General features: G+C 67.9%; 22 protein-coding genes. 13 read left to right on the forward strand and 9 right to left on the reverse strand.

Going from position 1 to position 17,448, the window contains the following annotated elements:
* Positions 1–25: 25 nt before the first annotated feature.
* From J2805_RS02995 to J2805_RS03020, 6 genes are all read left to right on the forward strand, one after another.
* Positions 26–505 carry a DoxX family protein gene (locus tag J2805_RS02995; protein WP_309968898.1) on the forward strand — a complete coding sequence of 160 codons (480 nt, stop codon included), beginning with the start codon at positions 26–28 and terminating at the stop codon, positions 503–505.
* Positions 502–1,266 (forward strand): AzlC family ABC transporter permease, encoded by a 765-nt coding sequence (locus tag J2805_RS03000; RefSeq protein WP_309968901.1) that lies wholly within the window; start codon positions 502–504, stop codon positions 1,264–1,266. The genes J2805_RS02995 and J2805_RS03000 overlap by 4 nt, the downstream gene beginning before the upstream one ends.
* Positions 1,263–1,574 (forward strand): AzlD domain-containing protein, encoded by a 312-nt coding sequence (locus J2805_RS03005; protein ID WP_309968903.1) that lies wholly within the window; start codon positions 1,263–1,265, stop codon positions 1,572–1,574. Before J2805_RS03000 ends, J2805_RS03005 begins: the two co-directional genes overlap by 4 nt.
* Before the next feature lie 67 nt (positions 1,575–1,641).
* Positions 1,642–1,956: a hypothetical protein gene (locus J2805_RS03010; protein WP_309968907.1), complete on the forward strand. Its 315-nt coding sequence runs from the start codon at positions 1,642–1,644 to the stop codon at positions 1,954–1,956.
* 133 nt (positions 1,957–2,089) lie between these two features.
* A complete protein-coding gene (locus J2805_RS03015; RefSeq protein WP_309968909.1) occupies positions 2,090–2,845 on the forward strand; it encodes a GAF and ANTAR domain-containing protein in 756 nt (251 codons plus the stop codon).
* A 13-nt stretch (positions 2,846–2,858) separates the two neighbouring features.
* Positions 2,859–3,197 carry a hypothetical protein gene (locus J2805_RS03020; protein ID WP_309968912.1) on the forward strand — a complete coding sequence of 113 codons (339 nt, stop codon included), beginning with the start codon at positions 2,859–2,861 and terminating at the stop codon, positions 3,195–3,197.
* Here the strand turns inward: J2805_RS03020 and J2805_RS03025 are convergent.
* Complete coding sequence (locus J2805_RS03025; protein ID WP_309968914.1) at positions 3,180–3,815, reverse strand: TetR/AcrR family transcriptional regulator; 636 nt, start codon at positions 3,813–3,815, stop codon at positions 3,180–3,182. The two genes, J2805_RS03020 and J2805_RS03025, sit on opposite strands and share 18 nt — an antisense overlap.
* A 112-nt stretch (positions 3,816–3,927) precedes the next feature.
* Between J2805_RS03025 and J2805_RS03030 the strand changes: the two genes are divergently transcribed.
* The 6 genes from J2805_RS03030 (at position 3,928) to J2805_RS03055 (ending at position 9,039) form a co-directional block, all read left to right on the forward strand.
* Positions 3,928–4,281, forward strand: coding sequence for a thiamine-binding protein (locus J2805_RS03030; protein ID WP_309968917.1), 354 nt, complete (start codon positions 3,928–3,930; stop codon positions 4,279–4,281).
* Between the two features lie 87 nt (positions 4,282–4,368).
* Complete coding sequence (locus J2805_RS03035) at positions 4,369–5,046, forward strand: O-methyltransferase (protein ID WP_309968920.1); 678 nt, start codon at positions 4,369–4,371, stop codon at positions 5,044–5,046.
* Between the two features lie 147 nt (positions 5,047–5,193).
* Positions 5,194–5,673, forward strand: coding sequence for a Dps family protein (locus J2805_RS03040; RefSeq protein ID WP_309968923.1), 480 nt, complete (start codon positions 5,194–5,196; stop codon positions 5,671–5,673).
* Between the two features lie 131 nt (positions 5,674–5,804).
* A complete protein-coding gene (locus tag J2805_RS03045; RefSeq protein ID WP_309969126.1) occupies positions 5,805–6,848 on the forward strand; it encodes an acyl-CoA dehydrogenase family protein in 1,044 nt (347 codons plus the stop codon).
* A complete protein-coding gene (locus J2805_RS03050; RefSeq protein WP_309968926.1) occupies positions 6,842–8,251 on the forward strand; it encodes a bifunctional PIG-L family deacetylase/class I SAM-dependent methyltransferase in 1,410 nt (469 codons plus the stop codon). Before J2805_RS03045 ends, J2805_RS03050 begins: the two co-directional genes overlap by 7 nt.
* Positions 8,248–9,039, forward strand: coding sequence for a glycosyltransferase family 2 protein (locus J2805_RS03055; RefSeq protein ID WP_309968929.1), 792 nt, complete (start codon positions 8,248–8,250; stop codon positions 9,037–9,039). Before J2805_RS03050 ends, J2805_RS03055 begins: the two co-directional genes overlap by 4 nt.
* 21 nt (positions 9,040–9,060) lie before the next feature.
* On the opposite strand, the gene J2805_RS03060 is transcribed toward J2805_RS03055, so the two are convergent.
* The 7 genes from J2805_RS03060 to J2805_RS03090 all read right to left on the reverse strand — a co-directional run bounded on the left by J2805_RS03060 (position 9,061) and on the right by J2805_RS03090 (position 15,514).
* Positions 9,061–10,062: a zinc-dependent alcohol dehydrogenase family protein gene (locus tag J2805_RS03060; protein ID WP_309968932.1), complete on the reverse strand. Its 1,002-nt coding sequence runs from the start codon at positions 10,060–10,062 to the stop codon at positions 9,061–9,063.
* 73 nt (positions 10,063–10,135) lie between these two features.
* On the reverse strand, positions 10,136–10,990 hold the full coding sequence (locus tag J2805_RS03065; RefSeq protein ID WP_309968935.1) for a universal stress protein: 855 nt from the start codon (positions 10,988–10,990) through the stop codon (positions 10,136–10,138).
* A 110-nt stretch (positions 10,991–11,100) separates the two neighbouring features.
* Positions 11,101–12,240 (reverse strand): YihY/virulence factor BrkB family protein, encoded by a 1,140-nt coding sequence (locus tag J2805_RS03070; protein ID WP_309968938.1) that lies wholly within the window; start codon positions 12,238–12,240, stop codon positions 11,101–11,103.
* Between the two features lie 76 nt (positions 12,241–12,316).
* The gene (locus J2805_RS03075) at positions 12,317–12,949 is read right to left on the reverse strand and encodes a DUF3618 domain-containing protein (RefSeq protein WP_309968941.1); all 633 of its coding nucleotides are present in this window, start codon (positions 12,947–12,949) and stop codon (positions 12,317–12,319) included.
* Between the two features lie 15 nt (positions 12,950–12,964).
* Positions 12,965–13,387: a phage holin family protein gene (locus tag J2805_RS03080; RefSeq protein ID WP_309968944.1), complete on the reverse strand. Its 423-nt coding sequence runs from the start codon at positions 13,385–13,387 to the stop codon at positions 12,965–12,967.
* Positions 13,384–14,334, reverse strand: a complete 951-nt coding sequence (locus J2805_RS03085) for a hypothetical protein (RefSeq protein ID WP_309968947.1) — start codon at positions 14,332–14,334, stop codon at positions 13,384–13,386. Before J2805_RS03085 ends, J2805_RS03080 begins: the two co-directional genes overlap by 4 nt.
* Before the next feature lie 130 nt (positions 14,335–14,464).
* Positions 14,465–15,514, reverse strand: a complete 1,050-nt coding sequence (locus tag J2805_RS03090; RefSeq protein WP_309968950.1) for an NAD-dependent epimerase/dehydratase family protein — start codon at positions 15,512–15,514, stop codon at positions 14,465–14,467.
* 194 nt (positions 15,515–15,708) lie between these two features.
* Here J2805_RS03090 and J2805_RS03095 point away from each other — a divergent pair, with 194 nt between their 5' ends.
* Positions 15,709–16,509 carry a sigma-70 family RNA polymerase sigma factor gene (locus tag J2805_RS03095; RefSeq protein ID WP_309968953.1) on the forward strand — a complete coding sequence of 267 codons (801 nt, stop codon included), beginning with the start codon at positions 15,709–15,711 and terminating at the stop codon, positions 16,507–16,509.
* On the opposite strand, the gene J2805_RS03100 is transcribed toward J2805_RS03095, so the two are convergent.
* Positions 16,467–17,408 carry a glycosyltransferase family 9 protein gene (locus tag J2805_RS03100; RefSeq protein ID WP_309968956.1) on the reverse strand — a complete coding sequence of 314 codons (942 nt, stop codon included), beginning with the start codon at positions 17,406–17,408 and terminating at the stop codon, positions 16,467–16,469. The two genes, J2805_RS03095 and J2805_RS03100, sit on opposite strands and share 43 nt — an antisense overlap.
* Positions 17,409–17,448: the final 40 nt, after the last annotated feature.

Consider the following 17,448-nt stretch of genomic DNA (forward strand, 5'->3'; position numbering starts at 1 on the left):
TCCGGGGCTGTGGTTGCATGGATCCATGCCTTTCACCTGGTCCGGCCGGGCCACCCAGACCCTCTCGGCAGCTGCCCTGAGCGCCCTCCTGCTGACGAGCGCCATGAAGCACTTCCGCGAGCCCGCGTTCTTCCACCAGGTGGTTCCCGATTTCCTGTGCCGTGACGACTCCGGCGACCGGCCCAACGGGCCGTTCGCCGTGATGACACGCGATGAATGGGTGGCGCTCAGCGGCCTGCTCGAGGCGGGCGCCGCCTTCGGGCTCCTGTTCCCGGCCACCCGCAAAGCCGCCGCGGCCGGCGTCACCGCAATGTTCATGGTGTTCCTTGCCGGCCATGCCGACGCCCTGCGCCGCGCCTACGGCCCGGCCGGAACGCCCGGGCAGCGGAAGGTGCACACCGCACGGCTCCCGCTGCAGGTCCCGCTGATCCTGTGGGCCTGGAGCCTGCGGAAACCGGCCCTGACATGGCCTGCCGGCCGACGTGTTGCCGGCCTGTGGCCATGAAACTGCTGCAGTCCCCGGCCGTACGTGTAGGCGTTTCGATCAGCATCGCCACCGGGCTGTACGGGATCTCGTTCGGGGCGCTCGGGGTCACATCCGGGCTTGATTTCTGGCAGACCATGGCCCTGAGCCTGCTTCTTTTCAGCGGCGGCTCGCAGTTCGCTTTCATCGGCGTGGTGGCCGGCGGCGGGTCCGGGGTCGCTGCGATGGGCGCGGCCACGCTTCTGGGCATGCGCAACGGCATCTACGGCATGCAGCTTAACGCACTGCTGCAGCCGCGCGGGTGGCGCAAGTTTGCCGCGGCCCACGTCACCATCGACGAATCAATCGCCACCAGCACCGGGCAGACGGATCCCGACGAGCAGAAACGGGGATTCTGGACCGCCGGAATCGGCATCTTCGTGCTCTGGAACGTGTTCACCGCCGTCGGGGCGCTTGCCGGCAGCGCCTTGGGAGACCCCAAGCAGTGGGGGCTCGACGGCGCCGCGGTGGCGGCCTTCCTCGGCCTGCTGTGGCCACGGCTCAAAGGCCGCGAACCGGTGGCCATCGCCGTGGTGTGTGCCCTGGCCACCGTCCTGGCCGTGCCGTTCGTGCCCGGCGGCGTTCCCATCCTGATCGCCGCGGTGGTGGCGGCCGCGATCGGCTGGCTCAGCCACGGCCGCAGCGACGAAGGCCTGGAGCCCGATGTGGATCCGTACGCCGAACACCATCACGCGCGCCATCCCCGTCGCAGCTATCCCCGTTCGGGGGGTGACGCAAAATGAACCTTTGGATGTGGCTGTTGCTCGCCTGCCTCCTTGGCTACGGCTGGAAGCTCCTGGGCTACCTGGTCCCGGCGAGCCTGCTCCGGAACCCCCGGATGTCCCGGATCGCCGGCACCATGACCATCGGCCTGCTGGCCTCGCTCACCATCGTGAATGCGGTGGCGTCCGGTCAGGCCCTTGCATTTGACGCGCGGATGGGGGCCCTCGCCGCGGCAGGAATCGCCCTATGGCTCCGGGCGCCCTTCCTGGTGGTGGTCCTGGCCGGGGCGGGAGCGGCGGCCGGGCTGCGGCTGCTGGGCTGGAGCTGAGCGGGCAGATGGCGACGGCGGCCGTTAGGCCCTAGTGGCGTTCATCCTGCTGTGGGAGGATTCGACTATGAGCGAAGAACAAGCGCCCGCGGTTTCTGCTGCCACCAATGAACCCCAAACCAGGACCTATCTGCCCTCGGCCGGATCCGAGTCCACCCGTGAGATGCGGGAGGTGTCCCGTCGCCGTAGGGACGCCGAGGAAAAACTTCAACAGCACCTGCAGGAAGCGGATCAGCTGCACGAGGCCCATGTGCAGGCCCACCTGAAGGAATCAGCCGCCAAGGATGAGTCGGACAGTGCGGCCCGGCAGGGCGGGGATCCTGATGAGGCTCCTCCGGCCGGAGGCGCTGCACGGAATTCCCGCGAGAAGCCGGCAGGATAGCCGGGCCAGTTAGCACTGAGGGAAGCAGCCGAGGAGTTGCTGTGCGTCAACTTCGAAACGATGCCCGGAACACCCACTTCGACGGGTGACCTGAGTCCCCTGCGGATATGCTGAGTGCAGGTCCAGTCGACGCGTGAAGGGCGGCAATAGCAGTGGAACCGGTGCAGCCATGGCGGTGAAACTTCCCCTGGCCGATGAGCTGGCGGCCATCTTTGCCCGCGCATCCGAGCTTCTGCTAACGGACGAAACAGTGTCCAAGGCCCTGGAACTGATTACCGCGGCGGCCGGAATGGCGGTGCCGGGCGCAGCGGGGGCCGGAGTCACGCTGATCGACGCTGACGGCCGCAAGCACACGGCAAATGCCTCGAACCCCCTGGTGGAGCTTGCCGATGCCCGCCAGTACGACCTTGGCCAGGGGCCCTGCCTCCAGGCCTGGGCCAGCGGCGAACCGGTGCTGGTCACTGATGCGACGCAAGATCCGCGCTGGCCGGAGTGGGCCCGCGCTGCGGCCGAGCTGGGGCTGCGCTCCTCAGTCAGCGCACCGTTGCTCGCCGGAGAGTCCGCCCTGGGCGCGGTGAAGCTGTATGCCCGCGCTGAGAACAGCTTCGACCACACCACAGTCCGCCTGCTGGAGCTTTTTGCGGCCCAGGCCACCATATTCCTGATCAATGTGCAGGCCCGCGGGAGTGCCCGGACCCTTAGCGAGGACCTTCGGGATGCTTTGGCGCACCGCGAAATCATCGCGGTGGCGAAGGGAATCCTGATGGCCCGGTACGGCTTGGATGAGGACACAGCCATGCAGGACCTCCTGATGGAGTCACGGCGTGCAAGGAAGTCGTTGCGCGACGTCTCTGCCGAGCTGGTGTCTTCCACCCAGCTACCCCGGTGAGCGGGGGTGCGTTTTGGCCCTGGGCAAAGACGAGGATGAGCAGCGGCTTCGCTTCGAAGAAATGCTCCGGAATGCCGATCTGGGCATTGAAAAGCTGTGGCTGAGGTATTTCAGCATCGGCGGCATCGCAGGACAGTTTGAAGTCGAGGCGTATATCCACGGTGCCATTGCGCTGCCGGCACTCCAGCGGGACATCCTGGCCCACGCCCTGAATGAGCGGCTGGACGAGATCAACGCGCCGGACGGCAGGGCGCCTTACAGCCGGGGCTCAGAGGACGCCGGCCGGCTGCACGACGACCGGCCGCATGAAGACACCGACCGGCCGGAGGAGGAATCAGGGCAGGACGACTGAATCGAACGCCGTCCCGGGCAGCGGCGACTGGGCAGGCAAAGGCCGGTGCGGCCGCTCGGCGCGGATGGCGTCCTCCACCAGCGCCACGGGCCGCCGCCACGCGTCCGACCCGGGTTCCATGGTGTCCACCACGCCAATGAGCATGGCCAGCAGGCGGATCACGTCCGTCATGGAGATGTCGGTGCGCAGGGTCCCCTGGCCCTGGCCGCGGCCCAGCAGGACGGCCACGGACTCAAAGAGGCTGCCGGTGATTCCGGTCAGCAGGCCGCGGCGGCCCGCTACTGCGCCGAGCAGGTTGGCATCCTCGCTCGCGGCCGCCATCAGGGCGTCGATAACGCGGAACAGTCCGGCGGCCGCATCGGCACCGGCCAGGGCATCGTCGATCACCGGGTCCACGCGCAGGCGCAGCTGGCGGTTGAGCGCGGCGAGGACCAGCTGCTCCTTGTCCGCGAAGTTCCGGAAGAGGGTGGCGGGCCCGACGCCGGCCGTGACCGCGATGGTCTGCAGCGGCACTTCCGGGCCGTACTCACGGAAGCACTTGCGGGCAGCGGTGATGATCTTGTCCACGTTGCGCGCAGCATCCGCACGGAGGGGCTTGCGTTCCACTGCGAGGTTCATTTTTCAAGGTTAGCAACGCAGCGGCTGAGCTCTCGGGTTACTCCTTGGTAGCGGCGAATGTACCCGTATATGACGAACGTCTCGAGGAATTCCGCTGTGGCAGACTGGGTCCATGTTGCTCGCATTCTCAGTTGCACCCTCCGGCCAGCCCGCTCACCTGGCAGCCGATTCTGCCGCCACGGCAGGCAGTGCGTCCGCTGACGCTTCGGTTCACGACGCCGTCGCTGCCGCCGTCAAAATCGTCCGGGACTCCGGCCTGCCCAATCACACGGATTCCATGTTCACCACCATCGAGGGTGAGTGGGATGAGGTTTTCGCCGTGGTCAAACAGGCCGCCGAGGCTGTGGGCCGCTTCGGCAGCCGCGTTTCGCTGGTCATCAAGGCTGACATCCGCCCGGGGTATACCGGTGAACTCACCGGCAAGGTGGAGCGGCTGGAAAACGCCATCACCAACGTTCCCGGCTAGCGCAGCCCGCTGCCGCGCCGCGGGAGCAACCGCCGGACACGTCCGTGACCCTTCCCAGGGTGGAGCGGCAACTGCCAGACTGGCCCCATGATTGAGCACAAGCCAGAACCGCAGTGGGTAGCTGTCGAGGAGTACCTGTCCGACGTCGTGGTCCGCCCCGGCAGCCCGCTCAAGCGGGCCGTAGCGTCCGCCGTCGAGGCCGGCATGCCGCCCATCGAAGTGGCGCCCAACGCCGGGAAGCTGCTCAAGCTGCTGGTGCAGCTCTCGGGCGCCCGGCGGGTGTTGGAGATCGGCACGCTGGCCGGTTTCAGCACCATCTGGATGGCCGAGGGACTGCCCGACGACGGCGAGCTCGTCACGTGCGAATACCTCCCCAAACATGCCCGGGTGGCTCGCGCCAACGTGGACGCCGCGGGCGTTGGCAACAAAGTGGACATCCGGGTGGGTGCCGCGCTGGACACCCTCCCGCAGCTGCTGGATGACGGCCGGGGACCCTTCGATTTTGTGTTCATCGATGCGGACAAGGAAAACGACCCCCAATACCTCGACTGGGCCGTAAGGCTGGGCCGGCCGGGCACCGCCATCGTGATGGACAACGTGGTGTGGGAGGGCGCGTTGCTCGATCCGTCCATGGACGAGATCAATGCCCCGGGAATCATCAGTGCCCTGGAAATGATGGGGGAGGATCCGCGCCTTGACGCCACGGTCATGCAGACGGTGGGATCGAAGGGCTGGGACGGCTTCGCGTTGGCCGTGGTGCGCTGACGCGCAAGCAAAGCGCAGGCAAACCACAGGCAGGAACGCCGGCAGTTTTCGCCGTAGGAGAAGCCGGCTCCGCAGAGATGCTAAGTATGCTTAGAATGAGCTAATGCTGGACGACCCCGTCCCGTAACGCCTGCAGTGGAGGAAGAAATGAAGGCATCACCGACCCTTGCCACCAATCTCCAGATGGTCCTCACCGACCTGATCGAACTTCACGTCCAGGGCAAACAGGCGCACTGGAACATCGTGGGAACCAACTTCCGGGACCTCCACCTCCAGCTCGACGAAATCGTCACCAGCGTCCGGCTCTTCGCGGACGAGACGGCCGAGCGCATGCGTGCCCTGCACGCGCTGCCCGACGGGCGCAGCGCCACGGTTTCCTCGGACACCCGGCTGGAACAGTTCCCCGAGGGGCTTACCTCCACCAAGGACGCAGTCAAGCTGATAACGGCCCGGCTGGAGCGCACCGTGAAGACCATGCGTGACGTCCATGACGAGGTTGACGAGGAAGACCCCACCAGCGCCGACCTCCTGCACGCCGGAATTGCCCGCCTGGAGCAGTTGGCCTGGATGGTGAACGCCGAAACGATGACCCCGGCGGCCTCCGTCACCACCCCGGACGAAGACTGAAACCCGTCGCGGCCCGGGGAATGGATTCCGGCAGGAACGGTGGTTCGGACGGCGCCTTGACGGGCCCGGGCGGAGTTGATGCGGGTCCGCGCGCGGTGCGCATCAGTTCCGCACCGGAGCAGCTCGACGCCATGGCACCGCTGCTTGGTTCGGTACGCGAAGCCGTAGGAGATGTTCCGGCCCTGCTGGCGCTGGCGCGCGACGCAGGGCGGACGGCACCCCGGCCGGGCGAGGGAAGCACGGCCCGGCTGTGGGAACTGCTGGCATCCGTGACCGCTGTGGACGTGGCGGCCGGCAGGGTGCTGGAACCGCACCTTGACGCCGTCGCCATCCTGGCCCAGGCCGGTGCCCTAAACCGCGAAGGCAGCAAGATATCCAGCGAGGCGCCTGAAGCCATACCGGGAGCTGCCGGCGGTGCCTGGGGTGTGTTTGCCGCCGAGGGCCCTGGGCTGCGGCTAGAGGCAGCGGCGAACGGCAGCGGGACCTATGTCCTGAACGGTTCCAAACCATGGTGCTCGCTGGCTGCCCAACTGGACGGTGCCGTCCTCACCGCCCATCTCGCCGACGGCAGGGCGGCCTTCGCCGTCAACCTGCACGCCTCCGGGGTCTCCTGCGAGACCCCGCAATGGACCAGCCGGGGCCTGCGCGAAATCCCCAGCGGCACCGTGCACTTTGACGGTGTCAGCGCCCTTCCGGTCGGCGGAACGGGCTGGTACTTCCAGCGTCCGGGTTTCGCCTGGGGCGGCATGGGCGTAGCGGCGTGCTGGTTCGGCGGAGCCGTTGCCGTGGCACGCGACTTCACCGCCGCCCTGGCCGCCGCAGCGGACAAGGGACGTGAGCCTGACCAGATCGCGCTGGCCCACCTGGGCGAAACGGACCGGATCATCACCTCCCTGTCCGCGTACCTGGCGCGCACTGCGGAGCGGATCGACGCCGGCGAACTGTCCGGCTCCGGCGCATGGAGCGAAGCCCTGCGCGTCCGCGGAACTGTTGCCGCCGCCGTCGAACGCGTCCAGTCGCTGGCGGCGCAGAATCTGGGGCCGGGCCCGCTGGCCTTCAACGAGGCGTATGGAAAGCGCATGGCGGACCTGTCGCTGTACATCCGCCAGCACCACGCCATGCGGGACGACGCACAGCTCGGTGCCCTCACACTGAAAGGGGACCGCTCATGGTGACCTTCTCGCATACGGACGCCGGCACCGCCGAGTCTGAGTGGGAGGCCAGCGGCCTTGCGGTGCTCCCCGAGCTTGCCCTCGATGCGGGCGAGCTCGCAGCCATGACTTTCATCATGCTGGCGGCGCATCCGGACGATGAAACCCTGGGCGCCGGCGGCTTCCTGTCCCGGCTGCACGCCGCCGGCGCGGCAGTCGACGTGCTGCTCTGCACGGCAGGGGAGGCATCGCACCCGGGGTCGCGGACCACGACGCCGGAACAGCTCGCCGCCGTCCGGCTCGGTGAGTTCGGCGCTGCCGTGTCCGAATTGGTCCCGGCCGCTTCCTGGCGGTTCCTGCACCTTACGGACGGGAAGGTTGCAGCCGACCGTCACCGCATCACCGCTGCCCTGCGGGAAGCGATCGCAGCGTCGGGCCGTCCCGCGGACCGGGTGGCCATCGTGGCGCCCTACCGCGCCGACGGCCACGCGGACCACGACGCCCTGGGTTCAGTGGCGGCAGAAGTGGCGGCGGAAGGCGGCCACGGGCTGCTGGAATACCCCATCTGGTACTGGCTGTGGGCATCGCCCGCCGACTCCGCCTGGCAGTCCTGGGTGCGGGTGCCGCTGACGCCCGACGAGCAGCGGGCCAAGGCAGCGGCCATGGATGCCCACACCTCGCAGACACAGCCGCTGTCCCGGCAGCCCGGTGACGGGGCGCTCCTTTCCGCGGCCTTCCTGGAGCACTTTTCCCGGCCTTGGGAAACGTTCGCCTGGCACGGACCAGCCGGCGGGACCAACAGCGCGGGTGACGCCGAGCGGATCTTCGACGCCGTGCACGGCAGGAGTACCGACCCCTGGAACTACACCGGCAGCTGGTATGAACGCCGCAAACGGGCGCTCACCCTCGCCGTCCTGCCGGAGGGTGACTACGGCGCCGGCCTCGAAATCGGCTGTTCCATCGGAACGCTCAGCGTGGAACTCGCAGCCCGCTGCCGCGAATTCGTGGCGGTTGACGCGAGCAGCGCCGCCCTGGCCCAGGCCGCGGAACGGTTGTCCGGCCATGCGTCCGCGCGGACACTGCACCTCACGGTTCCGCAGCAGTGGCCCGGCGGGACCTTTGACCTGGTCGCCGTTTCGGAGGTTGGGTACTACCTGACGCCGGCCGAACTGGCCGAACTGTTCACCCGCGTGCAGGCCGCCATGAATCCCGGGGGAACGCTGGTCCTTTGCCACTGGCGGCATCCCATTGCAGGCTGGGAGCTCGACGGCGACACTGTCCATGCCCTGGCACGCCGGCAGCTTGGCTGGCACACCAAAGGTATCTACCGGGAGAAGGACTTCGTCCTGGAAGTGCTCGTGGCCCCGGAAGAGGGCTCCGCTGCGGCCAGGAATCCCGGCCGTGAATCCGGAGGCGCCCCGGGATGACCGAGCCAGCACAGGAGTGCCCGGCGGCGGACCCTCTTTCCGCCAGTCAGGACATCAGCCGGGTGGCGGTGGTGATGCCGGCGCACAACGAGGACCAGCACATCGGCCGGGCGTTGGCGTCGCTGCGGGCCGCGGCCGACGCACTGCAGGGAGAACGTCCGGAAGTCCGGGCCACAATCACCGTGGTCCTGGACAGCTGCACAGACCGTTCTGCGGACATCACTGCGGCGTACGTCGCGGCCGACGCGCGTTTTGTGGCTGTGGACGTCCGGCTGCGCAGCACCGGGTCGAGCCGGGCGGCCGGGGTCAGGGCCGCGCTGGCCTCTGCGGATTCCGAGGCGGCCCGCACCTGGCTGGCCAATACCGACGCCGACTCTGCCGTTCCGGAGAACTGGCTGCTGCGCCAGGTGGAGCTGGCCGACGCCGGCGCCGACGCCGTCCTGGGTTCCGTGGAACCGGATCCCGCCGGCATGGACCCGGTGATTCTGCGCCGCTGGCTGGAGCGGCACCCCTTCCTGGAGGACCACCCGCACATCTACGGGGCCAACTTCGGCGTCCGCGGGTCCGCCTACCTCGCCGCCGGCGGATTTCCCCGACTGCATGTGCACGAAGACCGTGCCCTGGTGGAACGGCTGCGTCGTCGCGCCTTCGCCGTGGTGGCTACGGACACCATCCGGGTCCTTACGTCCGGGCGAACGCATGCCCGCGCGCCGCAGGGCTTCGCGGCGTACCTTCGGGCACTTGGACGTGAACTTCCCGCGCCGGCCCGGCTCCAGCCGCCGGGCTAGTCATGTCACGGGCTAGCCATATCAGGAGACGTGCAAAACCGCCGCTCCGGTGATGCGGTCCTCCGCGAGGTCCTGCAGGGCCTGGCCCGCTGCCTCCAGCCGATAGGACGCGGTGGTGGGGCGGAGCGGAATGTCAGCTGCGACGCGAAGGAACTCTTCGCCGTCGGCCCTGGTATTTGCGGTGACGCTGCGCAGCTGGCGTTCCTGGAACAGTTCGGACCCGTAATGCAAGGGTGGAATGTCGCTCAGATGGATTCCCGCCACGGCCAGCGTGCCCCCGCGGTCCAGGGCGCGCAGCGCCTGCGGCACCAGCCAGCCCGCCGGCGCGAACAGGATGGCCGAATCCAGCGGCACGGGAGGTTCGTCGTCGGCATCCCCGGCGAAAACCGCCCCGAGTTCCAGTGCCAGGCGACGGGCCTGCTTCGAGCGGGTCATGACGTACACGCTGGCCCCGCGGTGCACAGCCACCTGGGCGGCCAGGTGCGCGGAGCCGCCGAAGCCGTAGATGCCGAGGCGGCCACCCTCCGGAACCTCGGCCCGGCTCAGCGCCCGGTAGCCGATGATGCCCGCGCAAAGCAGCGGCGCGGCCTGCTCGTCCGAAAAGGCCTCCGGTATCCGGTAGGCATAGTCCTCATGCACCGTAACCCTGTCCGCGTAGCCGCCGTCCCGGTCCCAGCCGGTGAAGGTGGGGGACAGGCACAGGTTTTCCGCCGACCGCCGGCAGAAGCGGCAGCGCCCGCAGGTGCCGCCCAGCCAGGCCACGCCCACACGTTCCCCGGTCCGGAACCTGGCGGCACCGTCGCCAAGCTCCAGTACTTCCCCCACCACTTCATGGCCCGGGATGATCCCGGGCCGGCGGGGCGGGAGGTCGCCTTCGGCCAGATGGAGGTCCGTGCGGCACACACCGCAGACACGCACGGAAATCAGTACCTCGCCCGGTCCGGGGGCGGGATCTGGGCGTTCACCGAACATCAGCGGATGCCCCGCCACGGGGCCCGGTTTGCCCACCCACCAAGCACGCACGGCACACTTCCTGTTCTGCTTCCCCGGCCTGGCTGGCGGGCCCGGGAAACAAGCCGTTATCCCTGAACGCTCATCACCGCGTGATCAGCACATTGCACAGTGCCCGCTCCAAAGCAGACGACACCGTGCTTCCCGGGTGGCCCTCCCGGTGGTGCGCCCCGAGCACCAGGACGTCGGCTTGGGCGGCTGCTGCGAGGAGTTCCTTCGGGACCGGGTGGCTCTCCAGCAGGATGCCCTCCACCGGGACATCGGGGGCAAGCTCCTGAGCCTGTTCCACTGCCTGGTCCAGCAGCTCCTTGCCGCGGAGGGGTCCGTGGCGGCCGTGCGCTCCGTGGCCGTGCTCCCAGGCCACGTGGATCAGCTGCAGCGGGACGTTCAACTCTGCTGCCATGCGGGCCGCGTCCGCCACCACTATCCGGTTCCGGGGCTTTTCGTCGATTCCGGCAGCTATGGGCTGGCCCGGACGGCTCGGGTAGCGGACCACCATCAGCGGGCAGGGCGCGTGGACGGCCAGGTCAAGGCAGGCCGAACCCACCAGCTGGCCCAGCAGCCGGCCCACGCCGCGGTGGCCGACGGCGAGGATACTCGCTCCTTCTGCCGCGGGACGGAGGACCTGGCTGGGAAGACCAGGTTCGATGACGCCTTCGACGTCCAGCTCGGCGCGGAGTTCGGCCGCGACCGACCGGGCGAGGTCCAGGCCTTCCGCCAGGGTGGCTTCGGCGGCGTGGCGCAGGCCGCTGCCTGAAACCCCTTTGACAGGGCCAAGGTTCTTGGTGAAGACAGGCCATACCCAGGCGTGGATGACCTTGAGCTTCCGTTTCGTGGCGGCGGCGTATCCGGCGGCCCAGCGGACTGCCAGTTCGGACGGCTCGGACCCGTCGTAGCCCACCGCTACCGGGCCGTCCGGTTTCCCTGCTGTAGCCGGCATGGAACCTCCCCTCCTAGGCGCTGCCGGAGCAATGTCCCCTCAGTAGAGACCGGGAAGGTGGTTTGCGCTAGGGGCTTTGGTCCCTAGCCCGGCGGTCCTTGGTTCCTGGGCTACCGTTCCCGGCGCTCCTGTTCCGAGCTCTCCCGGTCGCGGCGCTCGCGGTCGTGGCGTTCACGCAGGTCGCGGCCCCGGCGGATGTCCTCTTCCTCGCGGACCTGCAGTTTGTCGCTCTGTTTGGTGTCGCGCGGGGGCAGCTGGATGGTTTCCTCCGCCTCGATGCCGGCCTGGAGCTGGCGGCCGCGCTCCATTTCGGCGTCGAATTCGGCGCCGAAGAGCAGCGACATGTTCAGGATCCAGAGCCACAGCAGCATCACAATGACGCCGCCGATCGCGCCGTAGGTCTTGTTGTAGTTGCCGAAGTTGGCCACGTAGAAACCGAAGCCCAGGGAGGCAAGTACGAAGATCATCAGGGCGATGAAGGAGCCAAGGCTCATCCACCGGAATTTAGGCTGCTTAACATTGGGCGTGGCGTAGTAGAGGATGGCGATCACCGCGATGACCAGCAGCACCACCACGGGCCATTTGAGGATGTTCCACGCCGTCAGGAAGACCCCGCCCAGGCCCATGGCATTCCCGACCGCCTCGGCCACAGGGCCGCTGAGCACCAGCATGGCCGCCGTCAGCGCCACGATGATCACGGTGGTCACGGTTACCGCCAGCATGGCACCGCGCAGCTTGATGAAGGGGCGGCCCTCATCGACTTCGTAAATACGGTTCATGGCCCGGCCGAAAGCTCCGACGTAGCCGGAGGCGGACCAGAGGGCGGTCAGGATACCGAGGATCAGGGTGAAGCCGGCGGCAGATGAGCTGGTCAGCTCCTGGATGGGCTGCTTGATCACGTCCAGCGCTGCGCCGGGAGCAACGCCTTGGGCGATTTCCAGCATTGCCTCCGTGGTCTTCTCCGCCTGCCCGAAGATACCGAGCAACGAAACGAGGGCCAGGAGCGCCGGGAACATGGACAGGACGCCGTAGTAGGTCAGGGCCGCCGCGAGGTCGGCGCATTGGTCCTTGGTGAATTCCCGGAAGGTCTTCTTGGTGATGTACTTCCAGGACGGCTTGGAGACGTCGGTGGGGCTGTCCGGTTTGCGGGAATCGTCCGGGGCCGGTGCAGTCCGCGCCTTTGCGGTGCTGCTTTCATCGGTTTCAGCGTCGGCGTTGGCGTTGGCTGCGTTGGCGGGGTTCTTGGCCATGGGAAATTTCCTCACTTCTGCCGGTCAGGCCTGCCCCGCCGCAGGGGCGGGGCAGGCCTGATGGATATCGGCGTAGTTACGCCTGCTGGACGTTGTCCTTGGCGTCCGCGGCGCGGTATTTCACGTCGTCGACGGCGGTCTGGCCTTCGGCCTTGACGTGGTCGGTGGCTTCCGCGGCGGTGGCCTTGACGTTTTCCATGGCGTCCTGCGCGGGTGCCTTCAGGCCTTCGGCCATGTCCTTGGCGGCTTCGGTCAGCTCGGTGGTGAGCGGTTCGGCCTTGACCTTCAGGGCTTCGGCGGCTTCGCGTTCCTTTTCACTGGCGGGGATCAGCGAGGAGAGCAGCATGCCGGCGCCGAACGCGATCAGTCCGGCGGCGAGCGGGTTGCCCTGGGTTTTGGCCTTGACCTGGTGCGGTGCCTCACCGATGGCGGCGCCGGCGTCGGAGAGACGCGTGCCGACGCCTGTGTCTGCTCCGGCAGGGCCGGCGTGGGCCGCTGAGTGGACCCGGTCGGTGGTGTGTTCAGCTGCTCCCATGACTTTCTCCTTTACGCCGAACACGGCGTCCTTGACGGATTCTTTGACCTTGTCACTTTGCCGGTGAACGATGTTGGACGGGGTGACTTTGTCTGCCACGGCGTCGACGTTGGTGCCGAGCCGTGCACGGGTTGCTTCGATGTCGGCGCGGATGGCGTCCGGGTTTTCAGTCATCGTGTCTGCCTTGCTCTAGTGGCTGGGTTTGAGGGTGGGCGGGATTTCCTGGAGCGTCTCGGTGGTCTGTGGCATGCCCTTGATCGCGTTGAGCTGCTTGCGGCCCAGGGCGGCCAGCACGGCGGCGACGATGCCCCAGATCACGGCGAGGACGACGGCGGACCAGCCCAGTCCCATCACTGTTCCCAGCGCCCACCAGAGCGCCAGGGACAGGAACAGGAGCACGAAGTGGCCGGCCACGCCGGCGCCGGCGAGCATGCCGCTGCCCTTTCCGGCCCGGCTGGCCGACTGCTTCAGTTCGGCCTTGGCCAGTTCCACTTCCTGGCGCATCAGCGTGGAGAGGTCACGGGTGACGTCCCCGAGCAGGTCACCGAGGGAGGTCGTGTCCGCCTTCGCGTGCGCCTCCGTGGGGGGTGTATCCGGAAACTGGCTGCTCATCGCTGACCGCCACGGAGGGGATCGTCACGGTACGGGTCGTCTTCCGCGCGGTCTGCGGAGAGCGGGGATTCCGCAACGCGGTCACCGGCCAGGGGATCGTCAGCCCACTGGTCCTGCGGCGTTCCTTCGTCCGCCAGCGGGTTGGGCGGATAGGTGTCCGCCACGCCCGTGTAGGCGTCCGTACCTGTTCCCGTACCGGCGTAGGCGGCTGCGCCAGTGCCGGCACCGGCCATGCCCGCCGTGCTGACATTCGGGGCCGGCATCTGCACCGGCGGCGGCGGAACCGCCGTACCCGTGTCGGGCACGTAGGTACCGGGCACGCTGGAAATCGGGGCAGGTGCGGCATAACGGCCAACGGAACCTGTACCGGCCTGGCTTTCCGGCACCCCGGCGGCCAGGCTGCGTGTCAGCCGGCCGGCCAGGACGCCTGCGCCGGCAGCCAGCAGCAGGAACGTCCCCGGGCGTTGCCGTGCGAATGACTTCACCTCGTTGAGCAGTGAGCCCGGATCCCTGCCTTCCAGCCACGATGCCACGGACGCGGACCGCTCGGCTGCCTGGCGGATCAGGTCACTGGCCACACCCTGCTGGTCGGACGCGTCGGCCATGGTGCGCAGTTCGCCGGAAATGGAATGAAGCCCGTGGGCTACCTTTTGCTGCTGTGCCCCGGCCTGGTCCGTGAGGTCCGTCTTCGCCTGGTAGAGCAGATCCTTGGCATTGGCCTTGACTTCACCGGCGACGTTGGCGGCCTCCGCCTTGGCGGTTTCGGCCACGTGCTGCGCGGACCCGGCAGCCTGGTGGGCGACGTCGCCGGCCTCTTGTTTGGCCGTCTCCGACTTCGAGGTTGTGCCTGTGGTTGTCGGGTAAGCGGCGTCAGTCGGGACGGCAGTGTGCTGTGTGACCCCAGCGGTGCCGTAGCTCCCGTCCTGCGGCCATTGGTTCTCTGTCATCTTCGCGCTCTCTTTCCAAGAAGGTCGGCTGCTGATCAAGAACCAGCAATTACTGGCCTTAAAATAGTAAGCATGATTACTATCAGATAGTAAGTACCCTTGCTGTATTAGTTTGGCCCGGGCCGTTTTTTCACCTTTTTTGGCGCCTGCTGCGCGGCTTGAGCGGAGGGGATCCGGTGTTGCCCCTTCCGCTTCCCAGCCCCTCCAGCACTTGCCTGATGGCATCGAGAGACGAAACGCGTGGCTCCCAGCCGAGCACTTCGCGGGCACGTCCGGTGTCCATGATGGGTGCACCTTCGGCCATGGCAATCCAGCCCGCATCCGTGGGTTGCAGGCGGAGCCTCCAGCTCAGGTCGACAGCCGCGCGGAGAAACCGCAGCGGAATGGGGAGCCAGCGCCTCGCGTGGATTAGCCTGGCCAGCTCCATCGGTGTGACCACCGGTTCGGCGGCTACGTTGAACGGGCCGGCGGCCCGGCGGTCAAGGATCCTCCAGTAGGCGTCGGCTGCGTCGTCCGCATGCACGGCCTGGAAGACCAGCTCCGCGGGGATCGGCAGGAGGGGGAGCCTGATCTGCCCCGGGAGCAGCCTGGGGATCAGCCGCCCCAGGAAGTACCGGCCGATCTCGCTCCCGGCAGAGCTTTGGAAAATGAGTGCAGGCCGCAACCGCGCGACGGCGATGGCCGGGTTCTCCGCTTCGAACCGGTCCAGGAGGTCTTCCTGTTCAGCCTTGTGCCTGCTGTAGTGCGACGCAGGGATGCCGGTGGCCGGCCATTCCTCGGTCCTCCGGGGTTCCTTGGCTGAGCTGCTGTAGGCACCCACTGACGAGGCGCACACCACCTGGCCCACGCCTGCTTCCCTGGCGGCCCGAAGGACATTGGCGGTTCCCGTGACGTTGGTCCGGTGAAGTGCCGCCAGGTCGTGGTTTGGCTGCAGAATCCAGGCCAGGTGCACCACGGCATCCACGCCGGCAAGCGCAGCGCGCAGCGGGCCGCCGTCGTCGTCGGTAATGTCCAGTGCGTGCCATTCGACGCCGCCGTAAGGCGCCGCGGACCGGTCCGGCAGGCGCCTGGAGATTCCCACGAGTTCTAGCGAATCCGGGTGCCGCTCCCGCTGTTGTTGGAGGCGCCGGAGGAGGGCAGCGCCCGCATTTCCACTTGCGCCGACGATTGCTATCCGCATGCCGGACCATCCTTCCGCGAGGCCGGAAGCGCGGCCGGCCCCGCGGTTCAGGGTTGGCATTTGGGCGGCCGGCGCGTCCGCTTTGGGCTTTAACGCTACCGGTCATTGTTTAATAAGCAAGCTTATGGTTTCCTACTGCTACAAGTCTTGCCACAGGCTTTCCGGTCGCTCCAACGTCAGAGGAACGAGCCACAATGTCGGAATCCCAGCAATTGCCACAGACTCTGCAACTGGCACAACAGAACAGGCATCCGGGCCAGATCCGGCAAGCCTTTGAAAACCAACTGGTACTTGATTACCTCGATCTGGCCGAGGCGCTGGCGGCGCGGTTTCAGGCGCTCGGGCGGGATAGGGCGGACCTGAACCAGGTCGCCTACCTGGGCCTGGTCAAGGCCGCGAGAGGCTTCGACGCCGGCCGCGGATCCAGCTTCCCGGCCTACGCGGCGCCCACCATCACCGGAGAACTCAAGAGGTACCTGCGGGACAGGTGCTGGATGGTCCGGCCGCCGCGCCATCTGCAGGATCTGCGTTCGGAGGTTCTGCGGTCTGAACCGGTGCTCGCCCAGGCCTTGGGCCATCCGCCGACTGCCGCTGAGCTGGCTGTGGAACTGGACGTCTCGCCGGACGCGGTTCGCGAGGCGATGGCCGCCGCTGCCAGCATGCATCCCGCCTCCCTGGACGCCGTTGATGCCCGGCCTGACAGCCCGCCGCTTGCCGATACCCTCGTCGCCAGGGATGACGATCCGCTGGACAGGCTCGAGGAACTGATCTGCCTTAACCAGGCCATCCGGGAGCTCAGCTCGGAGGACCAGGAGCTGTTGTACCGGCGCTATTTCTGCGAGGAAAGCCAGGCTGAGCTTGGCCGCCGGTTCGGTGTTTCGCAGATGCAGGTTTCACGGCGTCTCTCACGTGTCCTGGTGCGGCTCCAACGCCTCCTGCAGGAAGGCAACGATCAGAGCACTCCGAGCTCGCGGAGGGCTGCGAGCACATCCTGAACGCCAACCCCCAGCAACGCCGGATCCGGCTCTGCAGCGAACACGTCCCCGCGGCGCAGTTTCGGCCGGGTCAGGACCATGTGCGGTCCCGGCGGCGGCCCCCACTGCTCGGGCGGCGCGGGACCGAAAAGGACAACGGACGGCCGGGCGTAGGCGGCGGCAAGGTGCGCTGCCCCGGTGTCCGCCGAAACCACCACAGCGGCTTCGGCAACCAGCGCAGCGAACTCTGCCAGGGGCTGCGAGCCTGCCAGCACAGCTGTGTCGGGCAGGCCTGCCCGGCGGGCCACGCGGAGGGCCCGTTCGCGTTCGTCGGCACTACCGGTGAACACCACCTCATGGCCGGCCTCGTCCAGGGCTGCCGCGACGGCTGCGAATCGCGTTTCCGGCCACAGCCGGCTGCCGTAAGCTGCCCCGACATGCACCACAGCCGCCGCCGGCAGGAGGCTGGATGACTGGGGCCGGGCCAGCTGCACCTCGAGAGGGTCCGCCTCGATGCCATGCCAGTGGAGGAGCCGCGTCCACCGTTCCCGTTCGTGCATCTGCTCCACCCACGGCGGCCCTCCGCCGGCGGTGCCGTGCGTGATCAGCCGCTGCGCAGCAACGGCTTCCAGCAGTGACGTGCTTTCAGGCCCGCGGCCGTGGAAGTTGACCGCAATATCCACGGTGCCCGGCGCTACGGCCAGCGGCGCATCGAGCCCGTTGGCAGGGAGCAGCTCAAAGCCTCCCACCAGCGACAGGACGTCCGCCAGCCACGCCGGTCCGGCGTAGACCAGGCGGTGGCCGGGAAAGGCCCTGCGGAGCGCGTGGAGGGCCGGGACCGCCACCAGCAGGTCGCCGAGTTTGAGGGCCCGCAGGACCAGCAGCGTTGGCTGCTGGACGGACAGCCCAGTGGACCCCATAGGTGAAACCCTTCTGTCGTTCCGGCCCCTTGTGGACCTC

This window comes from Arthrobacter oryzae, assembly GCF_031454875.1.
In the GTDB taxonomy this organism is placed as follows: Bacteria; Actinomycetota; Actinomycetes; order Actinomycetales; family Micrococcaceae; genus Arthrobacter; species Arthrobacter oryzae_D.